Annotated in this window: 20 protein-coding genes; 8 read left to right on the top strand and 12 right to left on the bottom strand. The window is 52.4% G+C overall.

The window, feature by feature from the left end; genetic code table 11:
• The 3 genes from ACPGUT_RS13380 to ACPGUT_RS13390 form a co-directional block, all read left to right on the top strand.
• The coding region (locus ACPGUT_RS13380; RefSeq protein WP_423992204.1) for a lyase family protein at positions 1-455 on the top strand (455 nt) is incomplete at its 5' end.
• Between the two features lie 9 nt (positions 456-464).
• On the top strand, positions 465-653 hold the full coding sequence (locus tag ACPGUT_RS13385; protein WP_423992206.1) for a DUF4169 family protein: 189 nt from the start codon (positions 465-467) through the stop codon (positions 651-653).
• Positions 650-904: a ribbon-helix-helix domain-containing protein gene (locus ACPGUT_RS13390; RefSeq protein ID WP_423992208.1), complete on the top strand. Its 255-nt coding sequence runs from the start codon at positions 650-652 to the stop codon at positions 902-904. The genes ACPGUT_RS13385 and ACPGUT_RS13390 overlap by 4 nt, the downstream gene beginning before the upstream one ends.
• Before the next feature lie 73 nt (positions 905-977).
• Here the strand turns inward: ACPGUT_RS13390 and ACPGUT_RS13395 are convergent, their stop codons facing one another.
• The 3 genes from ACPGUT_RS13395 to ACPGUT_RS13405 all read right to left on the bottom strand — a co-directional run bounded on the left by ACPGUT_RS13395 (position 978) and on the right by ACPGUT_RS13405 (position 4,478).
• A complete protein-coding gene (locus ACPGUT_RS13395) occupies positions 978-2,348 on the bottom strand; it encodes a cytochrome P450 (protein WP_423992209.1) in 1,371 nt (456 codons plus the stop codon).
• Entirely contained in the window at positions 2,345-3,577 is a 1,233-nt protein-coding gene (locus ACPGUT_RS13400; RefSeq protein ID WP_423992211.1) for a hypothetical protein, read from the bottom strand. The genes ACPGUT_RS13395 and ACPGUT_RS13400 overlap by 4 nt, the downstream gene beginning before the upstream one ends.
• 130 nt (positions 3,578-3,707) lie before the next feature.
• Positions 3,708-4,478, bottom strand: a complete 771-nt coding sequence (locus ACPGUT_RS13405) for a cytochrome c biogenesis CcdA family protein (protein ID WP_423992213.1) — start codon at positions 4,476-4,478, stop codon at positions 3,708-3,710.
• 138 nt (positions 4,479-4,616) lie between these two features.
• On the opposite strand from ACPGUT_RS13405, the gene ACPGUT_RS13410 reads away from it, so the two are divergent.
• On the top strand, positions 4,617-4,859 hold the full coding sequence (locus ACPGUT_RS13410) for a sulfurtransferase TusA family protein (RefSeq protein ID WP_423992214.1): 243 nt from the start codon (positions 4,617-4,619) through the stop codon (positions 4,857-4,859).
• 58 nt (positions 4,860-4,917) lie between these two features.
• Here the strand turns inward: ACPGUT_RS13410 and ACPGUT_RS13415 are convergent, their stop codons facing one another.
• The 8 genes from ACPGUT_RS13415 to purC all read right to left on the bottom strand — a co-directional run bounded on the left by ACPGUT_RS13415 (position 4,918) and on the right by purC (position 14,800).
• Positions 4,918-8,025 (bottom strand): Rne/Rng family ribonuclease, encoded by a 3,108-nt coding sequence (locus tag ACPGUT_RS13415; RefSeq protein ID WP_423992216.1) that lies wholly within the window; start codon positions 8,023-8,025, stop codon positions 4,918-4,920.
• Positions 8,026-8,490: 465 nt separating this feature from the next.
• The gene (locus ACPGUT_RS13420; protein WP_423992218.1) at positions 8,491-8,652 is read right to left on the bottom strand and encodes a hypothetical protein; all 162 of its coding nucleotides are present in this window, start codon (positions 8,650-8,652) and stop codon (positions 8,491-8,493) included.
• A 126-nt stretch (positions 8,653-8,778) separates the two neighbouring features.
• Positions 8,779-10,116, bottom strand: coding sequence for a sigma-54-dependent transcriptional regulator (locus ACPGUT_RS13425; RefSeq protein ID WP_423992220.1), 1,338 nt, complete (start codon positions 10,114-10,116; stop codon positions 8,779-8,781).
• Between the two features lie 34 nt (positions 10,117-10,150).
• Positions 10,151-11,932 carry a sensor histidine kinase gene (locus ACPGUT_RS13430; RefSeq protein WP_423992222.1) on the bottom strand — a complete coding sequence of 594 codons (1,782 nt, stop codon included), beginning with the start codon at positions 11,930-11,932 and terminating at the stop codon, positions 10,151-10,153.
• A 97-nt stretch (positions 11,933-12,029) separates the two neighbouring features.
• Complete coding sequence (purQ, locus tag ACPGUT_RS13435; protein WP_423992224.1) at positions 12,030-12,698, bottom strand: phosphoribosylformylglycinamidine synthase subunit PurQ; 669 nt, start codon at positions 12,696-12,698, stop codon at positions 12,030-12,032.
• Between the two features lie 10 nt (positions 12,699-12,708).
• Positions 12,709-13,752: a zinc-dependent alcohol dehydrogenase family protein gene (locus ACPGUT_RS13440; RefSeq protein ID WP_423992226.1), complete on the bottom strand. Its 1,044-nt coding sequence runs from the start codon at positions 13,750-13,752 to the stop codon at positions 12,709-12,711.
• Between the two features lie 36 nt (positions 13,753-13,788).
• Positions 13,789-14,028 carry a phosphoribosylformylglycinamidine synthase subunit PurS gene (gene purS / locus ACPGUT_RS13445; protein ID WP_423992228.1) on the bottom strand — a complete coding sequence of 80 codons (240 nt, stop codon included), beginning with the start codon at positions 14,026-14,028 and terminating at the stop codon, positions 13,789-13,791.
• 10 nt (positions 14,029-14,038) lie between these two features.
• The gene (purC, locus tag ACPGUT_RS13450) at positions 14,039-14,800 is read right to left on the bottom strand and encodes a phosphoribosylaminoimidazolesuccinocarboxamide synthase (protein WP_423992230.1); all 762 of its coding nucleotides are present in this window, start codon (positions 14,798-14,800) and stop codon (positions 14,039-14,041) included.
• A gap of 233 nt (positions 14,801-15,033) precedes the next feature.
• Here purC and ACPGUT_RS13455 point away from each other — a divergent pair, with 233 nt between their 5' ends.
• The 3 genes from ACPGUT_RS13455 (at position 15,034) to bmt (ending at position 18,928) form a co-directional block, all read left to right on the top strand.
• Positions 15,034-15,348, top strand: coding sequence for a DUF1476 domain-containing protein (locus ACPGUT_RS13455; protein ID WP_423992231.1), 315 nt, complete (start codon positions 15,034-15,036; stop codon positions 15,346-15,348).
• A 231-nt stretch (positions 15,349-15,579) separates the two neighbouring features.
• The gene (locus tag ACPGUT_RS13460; protein WP_423992237.1) at positions 15,580-17,736 is read left to right on the top strand and encodes a phosphatidylglycerol lysyltransferase domain-containing protein; all 2,157 of its coding nucleotides are present in this window, start codon (positions 15,580-15,582) and stop codon (positions 17,734-17,736) included.
• Positions 17,737-17,905: 169 nt separating this feature from the next.
• Positions 17,906-18,928: a betaine--homocysteine S-methyltransferase gene (gene bmt / locus ACPGUT_RS13465; RefSeq protein ID WP_423992233.1), complete on the top strand. Its 1,023-nt coding sequence runs from the start codon at positions 17,906-17,908 to the stop codon at positions 18,926-18,928.
• Between the two features lie 120 nt (positions 18,929-19,048).
• Here bmt and ACPGUT_RS13470 read toward each other — a convergent pair whose 3' ends face one another.
• The gene (locus tag ACPGUT_RS13470; protein ID WP_423992239.1) at positions 19,049-20,137 is read right to left on the bottom strand and encodes a PA0069 family radical SAM protein; all 1,089 of its coding nucleotides are present in this window, start codon (positions 20,135-20,137) and stop codon (positions 19,049-19,051) included.
• Positions 20,138-20,300: 163 nt separating this feature from the next.
• Here ACPGUT_RS13470 and ACPGUT_RS13475 point away from each other — a divergent pair.
• Positions 20,301-20,550 (top strand): B12-binding domain-containing protein (locus ACPGUT_RS13475; RefSeq protein WP_423992235.1); only part of this gene is annotated, 250 nt, incomplete at its 3' end.

A 20,550-nucleotide genomic window follows, 5' to 3' on the forward strand; every position in this document is an offset into this window, starting at 1 on the left:
ACGAACCGGGGTCTTCCATCATGCCTGGCAAAGTGAACCCAACCCAAGCTGAAGCGCTGACACAGGTCGCCGCACACGTCATGGGCAACAATGCCGCCATGACTTTCGCGGGTTCACAAGGTCATTTTGAACTGAACGTTTACAACCCGATGATGTCCTATAACCTGTTGCAATCTATCCAACTTTTGGGTGACGCAACGGATAGCTTCACCGAACGGATGCTGAACGGTATTCAAGCCAATGAACCCCGCATCGACAAGCTGATGAAAGAAAGCCTGATGCTGGTGACAGCCCTTGCGCCAACCATCGGCTATGACAACGCAACCAAAGTTGCAAAGACTGCGCATAAAAATGGCACCACGCTGAAAGAAGAGGCCATTGCACTTGGTTTTGTTGATGAAGAAACATTTGACAAAGTCGTACGGCCAGAGCAAATGATCGGACCTAAAGCGTAATCTAAATACATGGTAAAACTGGTAAATCTAAACCGGGCCCGCAAGCAGAGGGCCCGGGAACAAAAACGTGATGAAACTGCAGACAATGCCTTGAAACATGGGTTGAGCAACTCTGAAAAACAGCTTATGGCAGCGCGAAACGCGCGCAATAATCAGTTGCTTGATCAACATAAACACGAAGACGACCACGACGAATGAACAGTTATATCGATACACGACCAAAGAAACGTTCCTTGACCCTGAAAGGGCACCGAACATCTGTCACGCTGGAGGATGATTTCTGGCGGGCATTCCGTAATATTGCTTCTGAAAAATCTGTTGCGGTAAATACACTTGCTGCAGAGATCGATGCAGAACGCGGCACAGAGTCGGGCCTGGCAACAGCCATCCGCCTTTATGTCCTGCGTCATTTCCAAGCAATGGCACAACTCCACGCCCAGGCCAGCTGATCAATCAGAATGACCTGACGCAGACCGGCCGCTGATCCACGTCAGCGGCCGTTTTCTTTGCCAAACATTATTTTCAACGTTTCTCCAGGCGCAGCCAGATTCCTTCAGCCGAACGAACTGTCAAATGTGCAACAGGCACCGGATCTTTACCCTGAACTGCCGTGATGCGGAAATTCTTTAGGATCATAGACAGTAACAAAGGCCCCTCTGCCATCGCAAATCCTGCCCCAGTACACACACGGCTTCCAGCGGAAAACGGGATCCAGGCGTTGCGCATACATTGCCGGCCATTTTCGGTATTCCAGCGCGTGGGGTCAAAGCCATCCGGATTATCCCAGAGACGTTCATGACGGTGCAGATGCCATGGAGAAATCACCACCTGTGCACCAGGGGCAATGTCACGATCCCTGAAGTGTTCCGGGCAGGTATTCTGTCGCACCATCATGGGCACTGGTGGGTAAAGACGCAGGGATTCACGAAACACATCACGACTGACACGCAGCCGCGAAAGTGCCGAGAATTCAGGACTATCCAGATCAGATGCTTCTTCGGCTATCTGTTTCTGCCAGTCGGGGTAAAGCGCCATTAGATATAACGTCCAGGCCAGGGCCGAGGCACTTGTTTCATGTCCCGCAAGGAAAAAGATCGCGACCTGATCCACCATTTCTTCGGTCGAAAACTTATCCCCGGTCTGCGGGTCTGTGGTCGTCATAATTTTGGTTGCAAGATCATCTGGGGCTGTGCCGGCGCTTATCGCATCCATACGTTCCGTCGTAAGCTGGGTAATCAGGCCACGAATGTCTGCGGCAGCCTGACGTGTATCTTTACGGAACAGGCGTGGCATCCAGCGCGGCAAAGGAATGAAGGCTGCAATATTCAGGATCGGTTGACTGCGCTGATAGTCTCGAAACCTTGTAAAAACCTCACGTGCAATTTCATGTTCAATCGGGATCGAAAACAATGTGCGAAAGATCACATCCGCAGCGGCGTGACTGGTTTCTTCCTCGATTTCAATTGGCGTGCCCTGCCCGGTTTCCACACGTGCATACAGACGTGCGACGCAAGCTTCTGCAGCATCCACCATAGCGGGCCAAGTTTCCCGCAAGCGACCGCCTTCAAAAGACGGATCAATAATACGACGCTGACGTTTCCATGTCTCACCATTGGTTAGAAAAACAGAATTGCCCAGCAAAGGCCGCAACCCCTCAGAAATACGGCCTGACTTTGGGAAATCATCAGGGCGCCTCTTTAAGACCTCTTCTACCAAGTCGGGTTGATTGATCATGTAACTGCGAAAAAATGGCGTTTTAAATGCTGCCATCCACGCCCGATACAAACGTTGCGGCTGCGCAGACAGAATGTCCTGGCGAAACAGCTTCACATAACGCCAGAGAGAAACTTTATCCGGGCGCGCTGGGGGTTTGGGGGGCAGAACCTGTGTCATGCCATATCCTTATACGGGGACAGTGGCGTTTCCATACGTGACTTTGACGCAGGTCGATTTTTATAGCGTTCCCACAGTGTTACCGGGCCGGCCGTGATCTGAAAATAGTCGTAGTCCTTTGGCGCATCAAAAGCACAGAGATACTGAAAGTGAAGCCGAAAGAACCGCCAGCGCAGTTCTTTCCAACGGGCGGGGGTCAGGCTTTGTGTGAAAGCAGCCGAGAAAACCAAAGGCCAGGATTTGTTTTCCGGTGCGACACCCGTGACAGAAACCGGATCACACAGCGCAAATGCACACCCATCCCCAGGGGCAGTTACGTCCACCCAGGGAATATATTGCTGTGCCGCCATTAGGTGAAGGTCGGCGCGCAAGCGTTTGGCTTTCTTCAAAAAAGATACCATAGGAACAACTTGCCCAATGGTCAAAAATGACAATCTTGTTTCAGGCTTACCTCCCTCAGGTGTTCGGAGAAAATCAGCCAGCAAAGACACCCCAATATGCGCCCCAGAACTATGTCCAATCACCAAGATTTCATCATAACCCTGCGTCGTGACATCTGTAAGACGGGCCCGAAATTCAGATAATTTCTGCTCCAGCTCAGGCGGGCTTGCCCCATGGTCCCGGGCGGACCATGAATAATCATGCATCAAGTAATAAGCGAACAGTTTATTATCGATCTTCCGACATAAAATCAGAACCGCCGCAACAGTTGCTGCAAATGCTGGTAGGTATAGCCAACCATGTATCAGCCAGCTTGTAACCGAACCTGTAAGGGCCCCCAGGGCACAGGCAAGTACCAGCTGCAGAGTCAGCATGAATATCGGGTATAGGGCTGCAATCATCGGGCCTTTGCGAGTTTTCAAAAGCCGGAAAAACGCACCAGATCCAACATATGTCCAAGCCGTACGGGCCAACATGAGGTAGGTGCGAGGAATGTTTTGCGTCATCGTTTCTTTCACGATGTCAGACCAGACCAGAACCTCAAAATCAGTTCCGACATTCATACCATCAATAACCGCATCTACATGCCAGCCATAAGGCCCCTTGCCCTGATTGGCTTTCAAGGCGATCTCATACCCAGAAATTTCAGCCTGTGCTGCGCTTTCTTTGCGGTACAATTCGCGATAACGGCGAGGATGGAACGGATCATACCCCGGGATATACAACACCTTACGTCTGCGAACCTGTTGGTCCGCAGAGCACTGCAATTTATCTACGTCAGATGACATATCTGCGGAATACCTATGTTAACTAAACCCAGATTAGACCGTCACGACGATGAGATTAAGTTAAATCGGAAGCAGACATGAAAATGCATATCCTCTCTGCGGCATTTACGCCGCAAAGAGGAAGTCACAATCAACCAAAAGCTTGCAGCACAGGGAATTTTTCATTGATCCAAAGGGCAAATTCTGTGAACTGACCTGTCGCCATCATCAGACCAACCGTCCAAAGCAATAGCCCCATTGTGGCTTCGATCCGCCCCATGTGGCGCTTCATCCAGTTCATAAGGCCTTTAAGGCGTGGGAAAAATGCGGCGACCAATAAAAATGGAATACCAAGCCCCAGTGCATAGAACCCCATCAAAAGCATCGAGCGACTTGCAGCACCCTCCATCATGGCAAGCGAACTGATCGCCCCAAGGATTGGCCCAAGGCAAGGTGACCAGCCGAATGCGAACGCAAGCCCCAGAACAAATGCGCCAAAAGCCGACCCTCCCTGGTCGCCCGCATCAAGACGCGCCTCACGGTCCATGAACTTGATCCGGTAAACGCCAACAAAATGCGCCCCCATAATCATAATCACGACGCCAGCGATGGTCATAAACATGTCTTGGTTCTGGATCAGAAAGCGCCCTGCGACTGATGCCGCAAGCCCCATCATCAGGAAGACAACCGACAACCCCATTACAAAAAACAGCGCTGCCAATAGAACTTTGCGGCGCCCGCGGCCCTGACCTTCGCCTTCATCACCGGACATCTCAGTCATGCTGATCCCACTCATGTAAGCAAGATAAGGCGGTACAATTGGCAAAACGCAGGGGCTGAGGAACGAAATCAGTCCCCCTGCAAGGGCAATGATCAGAGAAACCAGAAGCGAGGCATCAAAAATCTGGGTTGCATCAAGCACTGAATGTCCTTTCCAAGGGAATCTGCGGTATCACGCTCTTTACCGCCTTTGATATTTAGGCGAAACAATCAGGAAGGTCACGCCGCAGAATGTCACATTCACGTGCATCACTGTGATCCGGACAAAGAAAGGGCTGAAATGACTGAAATACCCGTTTCCGATCTTGATGTGGATGCTTTGGGTTTACTGTGTCCCCTGCCCGTTTTACGGGCTGCCAAACGTCTGCGTGGCCTGAAGCCCGGACAAATTCTGCGCCTTGAAACCGATGACCCCGCCGCCGTGATTGATGTCCCGCATTTCTGCATGGAAAGCGGTCATAAACTGTTGGAACAGCGATCTGGTGAAAATTCCCATATCTGGTGGATACAACGTAAGCTGTGATCCCAAATGCAAAACGCCGGGCAGAACCCGGCGTTTTTAATTTATCTGAGGTCAGGGATCAACGCCCCAGAGACCACCAGCCTTTGCGCTTTGGCTTTGCAGGTTCTTCCGCAACAGGTGCTTCCTGTACGGCATCGGCCACCACTGCAACTTCTGCGGGGGCTTCGACCGCCTCAACGGTTTCAACCACAGGCGCATCAGCCACAGAAACTAAAGATGCTTCAGCGGCAGGGGCATGCTCGGCTACGTCGACGACAGGTTCCGCTGGGGTTTCCGCAACTGCAGCGACCTCTTCAACTACGGGTTCAGCCTTTTTACGTGTCCGGCGTTTCTTTGGCGCAGGTTTGTCTTCCGGTGCCGCATCATCCGTTTTGACTTCAGTTTCAGATTCAGCTGCAGGTTCCTCTACCTTCTTTTTGCGGGTGCGTCGCGGTTTTGGTTTCACCTCAGCTTCTGCTTCGGACTGAACTTCAGCCGGTGCATCTGCGCTTTCAGATGCCTCCACAACCTCATCCGTCTTTTTCTTACGGGTACGACGTTTCTTGGGAGCTTCTGGTTCTGCAGGTGTTTCTTCAGAAACCGTTGGTGTTTCTGTCTCAGCTGCAACCTCTGCTTCGTCCGTCTTCTTCTTACGGGTACGACGACGCTTTGGCTTTTCTTCGGCCACAGCTTCCGCTTCGACATCAGTCTCTGGTTTTGCTTCGGCCTCAGTGTCTGAAGAAGCCTCAGCTGCGGCAGTTTCAGTCGCATCTGTCTCATCCGACTTACGACGGCGACGACGGCGCTTTGGCTTGGCTTCTGCCTGTTCTTCGCCTTCATCCGAAACTGTTTCGCTTGCGACAGCATCTTCTGACGATGCTTCTGCTGCTACAGCTTCTTCGCCTTCAGAAGAACCATCAGATCCGTTCTCATCCGGATTGTTTTCACCACCGCGACCACGACCGCCACGACGGCGTGAACGACGGCGACGCTTACGCTTGGGTGCGCCTTCTTCATCACCCTCAGGACGATCTTCAGTTTCTTCCGCTTCGACAGCTTCATCGATATCTTCCATCATTTCGATGGTACCGGTGACAACCTGGCTTTCCGCTGGCTTTACCCGGCGCGTCGCGGTTTTAAACCGTTCAATCGTAAAGTCAGGGCTGGTCAGATGCGGGTCTGCTTCCAGTCGAATGGAAATACCATAACGGCTTTCAATCGCAGCAACATGTTCACGTTTGTTGTTGAACAGGTAGTTGATCACCGCAATTGGGGCCTTCAGCAGAACCTCACGAGACCGCTTGCGCACACCCTCTTCTTCCAAGGCACGCAAAATGGTCAACGCCAGATTGTCATCTGAGCGGATCAAACCCGTGCCGTGACAGGACGGACAAGGCTGTGTTGTGGCCTCAAGCATGCCAGGGCGCAGACGCTGTCGCGACATTTCAAGCAGACCAAAGCCGGAAATTCGGCCAACCTGAATACGCGCGCGATCGGTTTTCAGGCGATCTTTCAAACGCTTTTCAACGGCATTATTGTTGCGGCGTTCATCCATGTCGATAAAATCGATCACGATCAGGCCTGCCAAATCGCGCAAGCGCATCTGACGCGCCACTTCTTCCGCAGCTTCAAGGTTTGTCTTCAGCGCGGTGTCTTCGATCGAACCTTCTTTGGTGGCCCGACCCGAGTTCACATCCACCGCAACAAGCGCCTCAGTGGTATCAATCACGATGTAACCACCGGATTTCAGCTGAACAGTCGGATTGAACATGCCAGACAGGTAGTTTTCCACCTGATAGCGCGCAAACAGCGGCAGCTGTTCATTGTAACGCTTCACGTTGTTCGCATGGGTCGGCATGATCATTTTCATGAAGTCTTTCGCCGTGCGATAGCCTGCTTCGCCATCCACGATCACTTCGTCAATGTCGCCATTGTAAAGATCACGGATCGAACGTTTGATCAGGTTGCCTTCTTCATAGATCTTGGCTGGCGCAATAGATTTCAGCGTCAGTTCACGGATCTGTTCCCACATGCGCTGCAGATATTCGTAATCGCGACGGATCTCGCTTTTGGTACGTTGCGCACCAGCAGTCCGAACAATCAGCCCTGCGCCCTGCGGCACGTCAATTTCCGTGGCAATTTCTTTCAGTTTCTTACGGTCAGCCGGATTGGTAATCTTACGAGAAATCCCGCCACCACGTGCGGTGTTTGGCATCAGAACACAATAACGACCAGCCAATGACAAATAGGTTGTCAGGGCGGCGCCTTTGTTGCCCCGTTCTTCTTTCACGACTTGTACCAGCAGAATCTGGCGAACCTTGATCACTTCCTGAATTTTATAACGACGCGGACGTGGTTTGCGTGGGCGACGGATTTCTTCCTGAACATCTTCATCCGCTACAGATTCGATGGTTTCATCTTTGTCTGTGGGCTGAACAGGTGCGTCGTCTTCGGCTTCATCCTCAGTTTCAACATCCTCCGCGGGTGTGTCATCCGCATCTGTATCAGCTTCAGACGTCACAACGTCAGCAGGTGCGGGTTCTTCAGCAGAACCTTCTTCCGCAGCCTCTTCGGCGACGGCAACCTCTGCAACAACCTCAACGGCTGGCGTTTCTTCTGCAACAGGCGCTTCAACGACAGCGTCATCCCCTGCTTCTGGCGTTTCAACAGGTGTCTCGCCAACCAGCTCCATCGGTGAGCTGCCTTCAACATCTGTGTCATCGCTAAGATCAACAACTTCCATGCCGCTTGGCGCATCAGAAGTGTCAGAAACTTCGCGTGTTTCTACCGCATCTGTGTTTTCTGCTTTCGCAGCGGCGGGTTTACGGCGGCGACGGCGGCGAGGTTTTTCGTCTGCCTGTTCGTCATTGCGGTCATCTTCAGCACGCATTGCGTCCGCATAGGCACGTTCTTCCGCCAGCAACGCTTCGCGATCCGCAACCGGGATCTGATAGTAATCTGCGTGAATTTCTGAAAACGCCAAGAACCCGTGACGGTTTCCGCCGTAGTCTACAAATGCAGCCTGCAGAGAAGGTTCAACACGTGTAACCTTCGCCAGGTAAATATTACCTGCTAGCTGGCGCTTGTTTTCACTTTCAAAGTCGAATTCCTCAACTTTGTTTCCGTCAACCACAACAACGCGGGTCTCTTCCGCGTGGGTGGCATCGATGAGCATCTTTTTAGCCATAAAGTTTCTGCGCAGAGCAGAGACGCAGGCCGGCGTGCGCTTATGCGCGACGACCGGCGGTCTGATCTGCCTTGTCCTGATTTGGCGTGCGGGGTGCGACAATAGGAAACGTGGGAAAGCAAAGCTTCCCTCTCGTTTCGTCTTATGCCTGCACTGCCTCGCATCGCGTTTCTCTCTGACGTCTTGATGACGCCTGTTTAGCCGCTTCTGGCCGCGTTGCCCGGGGTTGTCAGCGCCCGGTGGGTCAAAAGCTTGTATCCGGTTGTCGTATCCCGTCGGGACCTTTCGACAACCACATCAGTCTGCATCTGGTGGCCATAAATGCGGCACAACCCAAAGCAGTGAATTCCATCGGCGCACACCTGTAGCCGCCGTACCTTCAACATAGTGTCATAAAGGGGGCAATTACAATGGCAAATCGGTAAATGAAAAGGCGTAGCGCGCAAAACACCGGATTGTGAAATATTAACGATCTACAGGTTGCCCATCTAAGATAAAGCTTTGTATTGGGTCCGTCGTGCCGATTTCTTCAAAACGGTCATTTGTCCAGCCGCCACTCGTCTTGCGCCAGAACAGCTGTGCGCCGATGTTATTCGCGGTTTGCTTTACGGTCCATTTGCCAGGCAAACGTTGAAACACTTTCCGATGAGGTTGCAGCGAATAATTCGTGCATTATCAAATCTTGAATATAAAAAGGGCCCCTGCTTGGGCCCTTCTTCAGATACAAATCTGGAATTTGTGCGCCAGTCAATTTCAGCCCAGATAATCAGATCTCTGCAGACCGTATTTCGCCATTTTTTCATTCAAAGTCCGACGCGGCAGGCAGAGTTCTTCCATCACATTCACAATCGACCCCTTATGACGACGCATTGTGTTATCGATCAGCATGCGCTCAAACGCCTCAACATACTCCTTCAACGGCTTGCCTTCGGTGGTCATCACCGGTTGGCTTTCATCGTTGTCCGCCATCAAAAGGCTGGCGATGGTGCCCGATCCGCGACGGTTCTGAAGCACTGCGCGTTCCGCAACATTGATCAGCTGGCGAATATTTCCGGGCCATGGCGCCTGCAACAGTTGCGCCGCTTCCTGCGCGGAGACTTCAGGCGCAGGGCATCCGTATTCTTCTGCGAATTGCTCAGACAGGCGGGAAAACAGCAGCAATACATCATCGTCACGCTGACGCAGTGGTGGCAGCGTGATCTTAAGCGCCGCCAAACGATAAAACAGATCTGGACGCAAAGCATCTTCCAGGGTTTTCCCGGCTTCCTGCAGGTTAGAAATCGCGATTACGCGGGTTTCAGCGGGGTTTCCTTGATCATTGATAAAGGTCAGTAAACGCGCCTGTGCAGCCTGAGACAGTGTTTCGACATCTTCCAGAACCAATGTGCCGCCCCGGGCCGCTTCGACCAATGGAATAGATCCACCGTCGTCATCCATCGGACCAAACAACATTTTCAGAAGGGCTTCTTCCTCCAATGCCGCACAGGATAGGATCACGAATTTCTTCCCGGCACGCGGCCCAACCGCATGCAATGCATGGGCAACAAGGGATTTGCCCGTACCGGTTTCGCCTTCGATCAGCACATGGCCATCTGCCTGCCCCAGATCCAGAATATCTTCGCGCAGCCGCTGCATCGCATCGGACGACCCGATCAATTTCTTCATGATCGTACCGCCATCGGACAGTTCTTTGCGCAGCGCCCGTGAATCCAGTGTCATGCGGCGTTTTTGCGTGGCTTTCTTAGCCAGCTCGGTCATGCGATCCGGGTTAAATGGTTTTTCAAGGAAATCCCAAGCCCCAAGACGCATGGCCTCAACCGCCATAGGCACATCACCGTGCCCCGTGATCATAATCACTGGCAGGCCGCTATCGATGCTCATTAGTTTTTTAAGGAACTGCATTCCATCCATGCCAGGCATGCGGATGTCAGACACCACAACGCCCGGATAATCCGGACCAAGACCTTTCAGGGCCTCTTCCGCAGATGCGAAGGTTTCCGTATCAAAGCCTGACAATGCCAGCCATTGGCTGATAGACTGGCGCATGTCCCGTTCATCATCCACAATCGCAATTTTCATAGCCTGTGCCATTTACAATACTCCTGCCCGTTTGCGGGCTTTTCATTCAGCTGTTGTCGTCGGCTTTTGCGGCCGCTTCTGTTTCTGAGCCCAGATTTGGCAAGTGCAATACAAACACGGCCCCGCCTTCTGCGCTGTTATGTGCAGTTAAGCGTCCCCCGAAGTCCGCTGCAATCCCGGAAGAGATCGCAAGTCCAAGACCAACCCCTTCACCAGGTTCTTTTGTGGTGTAGAAAGGCTCAAACAGGCATTCCAGATCGTCAATGCCTGCGCCATTATCCCGGATGGTCAGAGTCACCTGATGCCCCATCGAAAGGATGATCTCAATCTTCGGGTCTGCCGTGAACTTGGTCGCATCAACGGCATTGCGCAAAAGGTTCACAAGGATCTGTTCCAGCCGGATCGGATCCGCAAGAACCATCACCGCATCCCGGGGCAGTCCTGCTTTGATTTCGACCTGTCTTTGCTTCAGCTGGGGTTCCATCATTTCCAAGGCCGCGTTCACGCAAGATCTTGAATCTATTGGTTCAAACGTTTCCTTACTTTTGCGCGCATAGCTTTTCAACTGCCGGGTAATCGCCCCCATACGTTCGATCAAATCATCAATCCGATAAAACGAAGACAGGGCTTCTTCCGGGCGTTTGCGTTGCAACAAAAGCCGTGCCCCAGCGAGATACGTTTTCATCGCGGCAAGAGGTTGGTTTAATTCGTGACTGACCGATGCGGACATCTCTCCCAGAGCGGCAAGTTTCGAACTTTGCGCAAGGGTTTGTTCCGCAGTTTTCAGGGTTTGCTCCACCCTCTGACGTTCGGCAATTTCCTGCTGGAGCTGGTGGTTCAGCGCGCGCAGTTCCGCCGATTCCTGCTGGAACATCCGCAATTTGCCAGTGGCACGGCGGCTCATCAGATAAAAAGTCAGGGTCAAAAGGATCGCAAACCCCATAATTTCGATCGCAAGAAACCCATTCACACGTTCCCGGACCGAAGCAAATGATGTGAAGGACGCAATGCGCCATCCCTGAAATGGCAGACGCGCTTCAAGTCGCAAGACCGCCGCCCCTTCAAGCCAAGCGTCAGGTGGCACTGACCAATCGACCGTTGCCTGAAACGCACGTGTCAGGGCCGATGGGACAGATTGAACCGTCAATGCATCGGCCTCGCTCAATCCCCTCCAGCGCGGCTCGGTTGCAAGCAAGATCACACCTTCACTGTTTGTCACAAACACCGCATCCGAAATCCCTGCCCATGCGGTTTGAAATTTATGCAGGTCAACCTCAACCACGATGACACCAACGGTCTTGTCCCCCTGCTCCATCCGGCGTGACCAGGTAAATCTTGGTGTTACAACTTCGGGATCACCGGTGGAAAATAGGGTTTCATTGCTTCGAATAGCTTCAACAAAGAACCGTTCGCTGCGCATCTGCGTGCCAATCAAATTGCGATCGGTCGAGGCAACAACTCTGCCCCCGGCATCCAGCATAAAGATATTCGCAGCGCCAATTTCATCATCGTAGGAAATAAGTCGTTGACTAGATTGGGAGAAATCGTCTGACTGCAGCGCGCCGATCAGCGCTGGATCACGGGCCAAAAGCTGCGGTACAATCGCATTTCGGCGCAGTTCAGACAGCAGGTTCCCGGAATACAGTGCAAGACGCAGTTCGCCGCGATTGCGGGTGGATTCAGTAAAACGTTCCGTCAGGAAAAGGTTGCTGATCCAGACGACGACCACGGCAAAGACCACAAGAACAGCCACAAGCAGGCGCATACGCCAAGAAAGCGGCAGTGGCTTAGGCCCCGGCGGGCGTTGTCCTGAGGTGTCTGTGATCATATGGCAAACCTATGCGGTTGTGGTCCGGGTCACAACCAATCAGCGTCCCGGCCATACACAAACAGCAGTTTTCAGCCTTTCAGCATATGCATCCTGTTCAGGCGTTTGCGAACATACCTGCAAGGCCTTTGAACATCGGCATACCTTCAACAGAACCATGGCCTTCATCAGACGCGCGTTCAGGGTGTGGCATCATGCCCAGAACACGGCGGTTTTCAGACAGAATGCCTGCGATGTCATCAGCCGCACCGTTAGGGTTATCCGTATAAGTGAAAGCCACACGGTCTTCGCCCTTCAGACGTGCCAGTGTATCTGCGTCTGCATTGTAATTGCCATCATGGTGCGCAATCGGAACATTGATTACATCACCTTTTGCCCATTCACTGGTGAAGGCACTGTCAGATGTTTCGACCTGCAAACCGACAGTTTTACAGATATATTTCAGACCCGCGTTGCGCAACAGCGCACCAGGCAAAAGCCCCGTTTCGGTCAGGATCTGAAAGCCGTTGCAAACGCCAAAGACATAACCGCCTTTATTGGCGAAATCGACAACTGACTGGCAAATCGGGCTTTGTGCCGCAATTGCCCCGCATCGCAGATAATCACCAAAACTGAAACCGCCGGGTATGCCAACAAAATCCAGACCATCTGGCAGGGTCGTATCCTTGTGCCACACCATGGTGACATCCATGCCCTGGGCTTCCAAAGCCACTTTCAGATCACGATCACAATTGGATCCTGGGAAGACGATGACTGCAGCTTTCATAGTGTGGCTCCTATCGGGAAAAGTCGGTGATCACCGCAACGCCTGGCGCAGTGGTTCCGTTAAAGGCTGCGACTTCGTCGCTGGCCTGAGAGAGAGTTATTTCACGCGCAATAAGTGGAGATAAATCCACCTGCCCCGCATCAATCATATTCAAAAGAGATGGATATCTCCATCCTGGCATGCCACGCGTGCCAAAGATCGCAAGCTGCCCGAAATAAACCGCATCCATCGGCAAGGTCATTTCAGCGTTCTTACCTGCCGGCATACCGACCTGCACCATACGACCAAGCTTGCGCAGGCTTTGCATAGCGGCGCGTGTGGTTGCCTCGATGCCCAGGGCTTCAATCGACACATGCGCGCCACCACCGGTTACGTCCCGGATTGCAGAGGGCACATCTGTCTGAGCTGCATGCATTGCAAAGTCAGCGCCAAGGGACAGGGCGTAATCAAGTTTCTCTTGCACCACATCAACACAAATGACCCGCGCCCCCATCGCTTTGGCAAGCAACAGCACCGAAAGCCCAACACCACCTGTCCCGAAGACCGCAACCCATTCCCCTGGGGCAAGCGCCGCGCGATCGGTTAAAGCGTGCCAAGCCGTCGTTGTTCGACAGCCAAGCGCGGCAGCCAAGGTGACGTCCATATTCTCTGGAAGGGCCGCAAGGTTACCATCGGCCTGAGGCACTGCGATATATTGCGCAAATGCACCAGGATGGGTGAAGCCAGGAACGACCTGATTAGGACAGGTGGTCTGGTGCCCCGCACTGCAAGAAGCACAGTGATTACATGCCAGAATAAACGGTGCGATCACGCGATCACCCATTTTCCAGTCCCGGCATTGCGCGCCGACAGCGACGACTTCGCCACAGTATTCATGTCCCGGGATCTGGGGCAATTTCACGTCAGGATCAGAGCCATTCCACGCATGCCAGTCGGATCGACACACACCACAAGCCAAAATACGCAACACGACGCCATCTTCGGGACAAGTTGGATCTGCAACCTGTCCCAATGTCAGTGGGGCGTTAAATTGTGTAATCTGTGCAGCAAGCATGCGGTTATCGACCTAAACAGGATCAGTGGACCCGGGTTAAACGATCTCGACCGTGTAACTTTCGATCACAGTGTTCGCCAGAAGCTTTTCGCACATTTCGGTAACGCTTGCTTGGGCTTTTGTTGCGTCCGTTTCTGCAAGGTCAAGTTCGATCACTTTGCCCTGGCGCACACCTTCAACACCGTCAAATCCAAGCGTCCCAAGCGCATGACGCACCGCGTCGCCTTGCGGGTCAAGAACACCATTTTTCAGCATAATATGAACACGAGCTTTCATCGGATTTCCTTCAGTGAACGATGGTTGGTTTTGGAGCAGGCGCAACATTGCCCGGCAGAACGCCAAGGCGACGCGCAACTTCGGTATAGGCGTCCGTCAGATTGCCTAGATCACGACGGAAGACATCTTTGTCCAGCTTCTCGCCGGTCTTGATATCCCAGAGACGGCAGCTGTCTGGGCTGATCTCATCGGCAACGATCAGACGCATGAAATCGCCTTCCCAAACACGGCCGATCTCGATTTTGAAATCGATCAGCTTGATGCCGACGCCATACATGACACCGGATAGGAAGTCATTCACACGCAAAGCAAGCGCAATGATATCATCCAGATCCTGCTGGGATGCCCAGTTCAGAGCGATGATATATTCCTCAGGCACCAATGGATCGCCCAGGCTGTCATCTTTATATGAGAATTCCACGATTGGACGCGGCAGTTGCGTGCCCTCTTCAATGCCCATCCGTTTGGACATGGACCCTGCGGCATAGTTGCGCACGATCACTTCAAGGGGCACGATTTCACAGCTGCGGATCAGCTGTTCGCGCATGTTCAGGCGCTTAATGAAATGGTTCGGAACGCCAATTTGCGTCAGGCCATTCATGAAGTATTCAGACAGGATGTTATTCAGCGCGCCCTTGCCATCAATGGTGTCATGCTTTTCAGCATTAAACGCGGTTGCATCGTCTTTGAAATACTGGACAAGCGTGCCTGGCTCTGGGCCTTCAAAAAGGTCTTTCGCTTTACCTTCGTAGATTTTCTTACGTCTGGCCATGGGAACTCCTTGATGCCGTCCGGTCGTCTGCTGACAGGCGTTGGCCGCCCTATACGGCAAGCGTGCCTCTGGGGCAAGTCGCCTGAAGGCATTCTACGGGCACAGGCTACAGTTTTCAGGAAATTACCGGCAGACAGGATGCGTTTCCTGCGCCCTGCCCCTTGATGTAAGTACATAAGGCGGGCATATGAGTATTAACAAAATATCAATTCTTTTTCTGAGGGAGAGCTGAAATGAGCACCTTTGACGAACGCGAAAGCGCATTTGAAAACAAATTCGCCCATGACGCAGAAATGCAGTTCAAAGCCGAAGCACGCCGCAACAAGCTGGTTGGTCTCTGGGCCGCTGATCTGCTGGGTAAATCCGACGATGATGCAGCCGCCTATGCAGCCGAAGTGATCAAATCAGATTTTGAAGAATCCGGCATTGAAGATGTCGTGCGCAAAGTTGCTAGCGACCTCGGCGATAAAGCGTCTGATGCCGAAATCCGCGCAAAGATGGAAGCTTGCCTTGCCGAAGCAAAAGCACAGTTGATGGACGAGGCCTGATTTTAGGTTACATCTGGCACCCTTGCCGGCACACAAAATATGGACGCACCCTTTTTGGCGGGTGCGTTTTTCTTTTCCGAATACTGATTACCTCTCTGAAACACGCCCGGCCAGACTGTTCTATAGTGCTGTCGGTGCACCAATATTTTTTGACAATTTTATTTGTTAAGCTTCCCCTCACCCTATGCCCTGATACTGCCCCCGGGTTGAGTAAAGGGGGCGTGCATGCGCATGTATTTCTACAGATTTTTCAGGTCATCAGGTCGAAACTGGTGGCAGCGCCTTCAGGCATTCACGCCTGGCACCAGCGCAAAGCCTCGTTCACAAACGGATCCTTTCCTGCGTCGCCAAGTCTTTCGTCAAATTTTCAAGCATGGCCTACCTCTGGTCCTTGCCGGGGTCTTTTTACTGATCCTGATCCGCCAACTTGATCACCTAGATCCATCCGCAGTTCTTGCACTGACCCGCAGTGTCACACTGGAACAATGGCTATTCGCTCTGATTTTCACGGCCATCAGTTTTATCGCTGTCGGACGGTACGATGCAGTTGTGCACAGTATGCTTTGCACCCACGTTCCGGCCCACCGTGCCAGTCGTGCCGGTATTGCAGCGATTGCAATCAGTCAGACCACAGGTTTTGGTCTCATCACTGGTGCCCTTGCACGTTGGCGTATGTTGCCTGAGATCTCGATTTGGCAGGCAACCCGGTTAACGGCCATTGTCGCGGCAACATTTCTTTCTGGTTGGGCTGTTTGTGCGGCGCTTTCATTGATCACAGTCTATGCGTTTTTTCCGGATATTATTCGCAATCTGTCCTGGATGGTCGGCCCTGTTCTGTTTGCCGGAGGGCTTATCGGTATTGGGTGCTTGATCGCATCCGTACTTCAACCCCAACACATACATCTGCCATCTCCTGTCCATTCAATTTTGCGGGTTTTCAAAGTAAATCAAGATCGCTTGATTGCTCTTCCCGCCTTTCCCCCATTAACGGTTCTGGCCAAAATTCTTGGGCTGACACTCATCGATACAGTTGCAGCCTGCGCTGCTCTTTGGGTTTTATTGCCTGCAGGCGCAGATCCCGGTTTTGCGTTGCTTCTGCCTGCCTTTCTGCTGGCTTTTGGTTTCGGTCTGATCTGCGGATCACCCGCTGGAATTGGCCCCTTTGAAGTCGCTCTATTTGCGCTCCTGCCTTTTGTTGCAGATGCCCCACTGATGGCTGGTATCCTTGCCTGGCGGTTGGTTTACTATATCGTTCCCGCTGTGCTGGGAATAATAGCCCTCGCCGCAGGGCAACGCAGCATTCTGCCCATGCAGGACACAACCCTATCAACCTCCCCAAAACAACACATTCCGCAGGCAACGCTCATAGAAAATTCAGTTTTTTCTGAGGCCGGTCTTGCAAATCAAAACCAACTAAAGATCACCTGCGCCCCCGGTGCCGGAGTTGCCTTTCTGACCGGGGAAACAGGACAGACCCTGACCGCCCTACGCACACCACTTGCTCTGCCATCTCCCGATGTTGCGCTGCAGGTTCTAACCAGATCAGCCAAAGTGCGCAAAAAGATCCCTTGCCTGTATAAAACCAGCGCAAGAATGGCAGGGTCGGCACGAAAACGCGGCTGGAAAACCATAAAAATTGCAGAGGAAGCCTGGCTATGTCCTGCGACCTTCGACCTAGATACGCCTGCCCGAAGAGGGCTTCGACGCAAATTGCGTAAAGTAGGCAAATCTCGCGTTGAAATAAGCCATGCGAATGCGTTGAGTGTTCGTGACCTTCGAGAGATAGAGAGTTTGAACACTCAATGGGCCACACATCATGGAGGCGAACGAGGGTTTTCAATGGGAAGATTTTGCCCAAATTACCTGAAAAACCAACAAATATTCATTGCTCGTCAAGACGATCAAATCGTCGGCTTTACCAGTTTTCACAGCAATAGATCCGAATGGGCGCTGGACCTCATGCGTCACAGTTCCCACTGCCCGGACGGCGCAATGCACGCATTGATCCATTGCGCACTGATCAGGGCTGCCAGAACCGGCGTGCCAAGATTAAGCCTAGCAGCAGTTCCGCTTCGCCAGACAGAAATCGCAGGTGAAACACGATATCCGGCCTCTCTGATCCGATTGCTTGCCTCAAAACGGCAGGGCGGCGGATTGCGTCAGTTCAAAATGGCCTTTTCCCCAGAAAAAACACCCCTATATATGGCTGCTCCAGGTTGGGTTTCATTGCTTGTATCTGTCTTTGATATCTATCTGGCCATTGTGTGGCCGCCGAAAATTCCAACACCAAAACCCGAAAAAGATATCTTACCTGACGGTCAATTTACGCCGCAAACACCATATGCTTTTGTACAGCTATCTGCAGGCAAAGATGAGCGAGCCTCATGATCATAATTAGTTAATTTCGCATTCTCGAAACTTCTGGGGGTTTGCGTTGTCAGGCGGATCATGGCATGTGCAAGTAACTGGTGCAGTCCTGCGTCAGCTTGTGAAATATTGTGTATACATACTGCCGCTGCGCGACGCAGCTTCACTTCAGTAACAAAGGCCAAAAAGAATGAGCGCAGCTTCCGGTAATAATCCATTGAAAGATATGCTTGAAACCCGCGACTGGATCCTCGCCGATGGGGCGACCGGGACCAATCTTTTCAACATGGGCCTGTCGTCTGGCGACGCACCTGAATTGTGGAATGTGGATGAACCAGCCAAGATCAGGGCGCTTTATCAAGGGTCTGTCGATGCCGGCAGTGATCTGTTTCTGACCAATACATTTGGTGGCAACTCATCCCGCCTGAAACTACACTCTGCAGATAATCGTGTGGGTGAACTGAACCGCGCCGCCGCAGAAATCGGACGTGAAGTTGCGGATAAATCAGATCGCAAAATCATTGTTGCGGGTTCTGTTGGTCCAACAGGTGAAATCATGGAACCTATGGGCACTTTGACCTATGCAGGTGCTGTTGAGATGTTCCACGAACAAGCCGAAGCACTGAAAGATGGCGGCGTTGACGTGCTTTGGGTTGAAACAATTTCCGCCCCGGAGGAATTTAAGGCCGCCGCAGAAGCCTTTGAAAAGGCAGGCATGCCCTGGTGTGGCACCATGAGTTTTGACACCGCCGGACGCACAATGATGGGGGTTACCAGTTCCGACCTGACGGATCTTGTGGGCGGCATGTCACCGGCGCCTCTGGCCTTTGGTGCTAACTGTGGTGTTGGCGCATCTGATCTGCTGCGTACGGTTCTCGGCTTCAGCGCACAGGGGACCAACACACCCATCATTTCCAAAGGCAATGCCGGCATTCCTAAATATGTCGACGGCCACATTCACTATGATGGCACCCCAAAATTGATGGGTGAGTACGCCGTTCTTGCACGCGACTGTGGAGCAAAGATTATTGGCGGGTGTTGTGGCACCATGCCTGAGCATCTGCGCGCCATGCGCGAAGCTTTGGAAACCCGTCCTGCTGGACCACGCCCATCCCTAGATACGATCGCTGAAAAACTTGGTGGCTTTTCATCTGGATCGGACGGCACCGATGGTAAAACACCCGAACCCCGCCGCACACGCCGCCGGGGCTGACAGGCTAAAATCCAACGACAGATTAAACACCCTATTTATCGCGGCTTTTGCCGCGATATTTCTTTTTGCGACTTCATCCATCTAGTTTGGGTTCTGATTGCTCATATCAAACGTGAGATTTCAAAAAAGAGCCATCTGCCGCCCGCTTTCCAGTGGGACCTCAAACAGGTCACAGCGCAGATCTGCTGCGTTTTCACTTATCCGCAGTCTCGCACAGGCCTGACGGAAACGGGCGGACAACAGATCCGCATAAGGCCCCTCGCCGCGCATGCGTTTATTCCAGTCTGCGCTGTATTCTTTCCCGCCATGCATATCACGCAGCTTTCCCATCACTTTTTCCACTTTCGCGGGGTAATGTTCGGCAAGCCAGGCCTGAAACAACGGTGAGACCTCTCGTGGCAATCGCAACATAATCCAGCTTGCCGCAGTCGCACCCGCATCCTTGCAGGCCTGCATAATGTTTTCCAACTCGTGATCCGTCAGCCCTGGAATCATTGGTGACACCATCGCACGCACAGGAATGCCCGCTTCGGACAAACGCTGGATTGTCCGTAGGCGACGCGCCGGAGCGGGCACGCGCGGCTCTAGCTTGCGTGACAGATCCCGATCAAGAGACGTTACAGATATCCCAACCCGGACCAATCCTTTCGCAGCCATCGGCGCAAGAATATCTATGTCGCGTTCGATCAGATTACCTTTAGTGACAATTGCCACCGGATGATTAAACCGCGCAAGAACGTCCAGAATTTCGCGCATAATTTCATATTCTTTTTCTATTGGTTGATATGGGTCAGTGTTTGACCCAATCGCCATTGGTGCTACTTTATATCGCCGGGCCCGCAATTCGCCCTCAAGCACCTCTGCCATATTCGGACGCGCAATCAGTCGGGTTTCAAAATCAAGCCCCGGCGACAGGTTAAGGTAAGCATGAGACGGGCGCGCAAAACAATATATACACCCGTGTTCGCAGCCCCGGTATGGATTAAGCGAACGATCAAATGGCAAATCAGGTGATTTCACGCGATTAATCGCAGTACGCACACGTTCCTTGCGAACTTCCGTGCGCAGCACAGGCAGGTCATCATCAACCAAATCCCAGCCATCATGAATGTTCACACGCGTATTCGGCTCAAAGCGCGGAGTTTCATTCGCAAGGGATGCCCTGCCCTTAATTCGCTGTCGCGGGGGTGCTTCGTAATTTTCAATCATAAGAACAAAGATAGAACGCAATTAATAAATACACCATAGAAAGTTCAAACCCGTCGTTCTCATTGCTCTTCGTGTCGGAAACCGGCAGGTTGCGCGGCGATAAATCGCAGATTAAGAGAGAGAGAAACACCGGGGACTCCCCGCTAAACGCCAGGAAAATACCATGTCTGACGAAGAAGATATCATCCTCTCCGAACTGCCCGATGACGAACTTGTCTTGCAGATGCATGACGACCTTTACGACGGTCTGAAAGAAGAGATCGAAGAAGGCGTGAACATTTTGCTGGGCCGCGGCTGGCAGCCTTACGAAGTTCTGACCAACGCACTTGTTGGCGGCATGACCATCGTTGGTAAAGACTTCCGCGACGGCATCCTGTTTGTTCCAGAAGTTCTGCTTGCTGCAAACGCAATGA

Source organism: Halocynthiibacter sp. (assembly GCF_049608145.1).
Lineage (GTDB): Bacteria > Pseudomonadota > Alphaproteobacteria > Rhodobacterales > Rhodobacteraceae > Halocynthiibacter.

Coding starts and splice junctions, on each gene's coding strand:
- ACPGUT_RS13385 (WP_423992206.1), top strand. CDS start 465: ATGGTAAAACTGGTAAATCTAAACCGGGCCCGCAAGCAGAGGGCCCGG.
- ACPGUT_RS13390 (WP_423992208.1), top strand. CDS start 650: ATGAACAGTTATATCGATACACGACCAAAGAAACGTTCCTTGACCCTG.
- ACPGUT_RS13395 (WP_423992209.1), bottom strand. CDS start 2,348: ATGACACAGGTTCTGCCCCCCAAACCCCCAGCGCGCCCGGATAAAGTT.
- ACPGUT_RS13400 (WP_423992211.1), bottom strand. CDS start 3,577: ATGTCATCTGACGTAGATAAATTGCAGTGCTCTGCGGACCAACAGGTT.
- ACPGUT_RS13410 (WP_423992214.1), top strand. CDS start 4,617: ATGACTGAAATACCCGTTTCCGATCTTGATGTGGATGCTTTGGGTTTA.
- ACPGUT_RS13415 (WP_423992216.1), bottom strand. CDS start 8,025: ATGGCTAAAAAGATGCTCATCGATGCCACCCACGCGGAAGAGACCCGC.
- ACPGUT_RS13425 (WP_423992220.1), bottom strand. CDS start 10,116: ATGGCACAGGCTATGAAAATTGCGATTGTGGATGATGAACGGGACATG.
- ACPGUT_RS13430 (WP_423992222.1), bottom strand. CDS start 11,932: ATGATCACAGACACCTCAGGACAACGCCCGCCGGGGCCTAAGCCACTG.
- purQ (WP_423992224.1), bottom strand. CDS start 12,698: ATGAAAGCTGCAGTCATCGTCTTCCCAGGATCCAATTGTGATCGTGAT.
- ACPGUT_RS13440 (WP_423992226.1), bottom strand. CDS start 13,752: ATGCTTGCTGCACAGATTACACAATTTAACGCCCCACTGACATTGGGA.
- purS (WP_423992228.1), bottom strand. CDS start 14,028: ATGAAAGCTCGTGTTCATATTATGCTGAAAAATGGTGTTCTTGACCCG.
- purC (WP_423992230.1), bottom strand. CDS start 14,800: ATGGCCAGACGTAAGAAAATCTACGAAGGTAAAGCGAAAGACCTTTTT.
- ACPGUT_RS13455 (WP_423992231.1), top strand. CDS start 15,034: ATGAGCACCTTTGACGAACGCGAAAGCGCATTTGAAAACAAATTCGCC.
- ACPGUT_RS13460 (WP_423992237.1), top strand. CDS start 15,580: ATGTATTTCTACAGATTTTTCAGGTCATCAGGTCGAAACTGGTGGCAG.
- bmt (WP_423992233.1), top strand. CDS start 17,906: ATGAGCGCAGCTTCCGGTAATAATCCATTGAAAGATATGCTTGAAACC.
- ACPGUT_RS13470 (WP_423992239.1), bottom strand. CDS start 20,137: ATGATTGAAAATTACGAAGCACCCCCGCGACAGCGAATTAAGGGCAGG.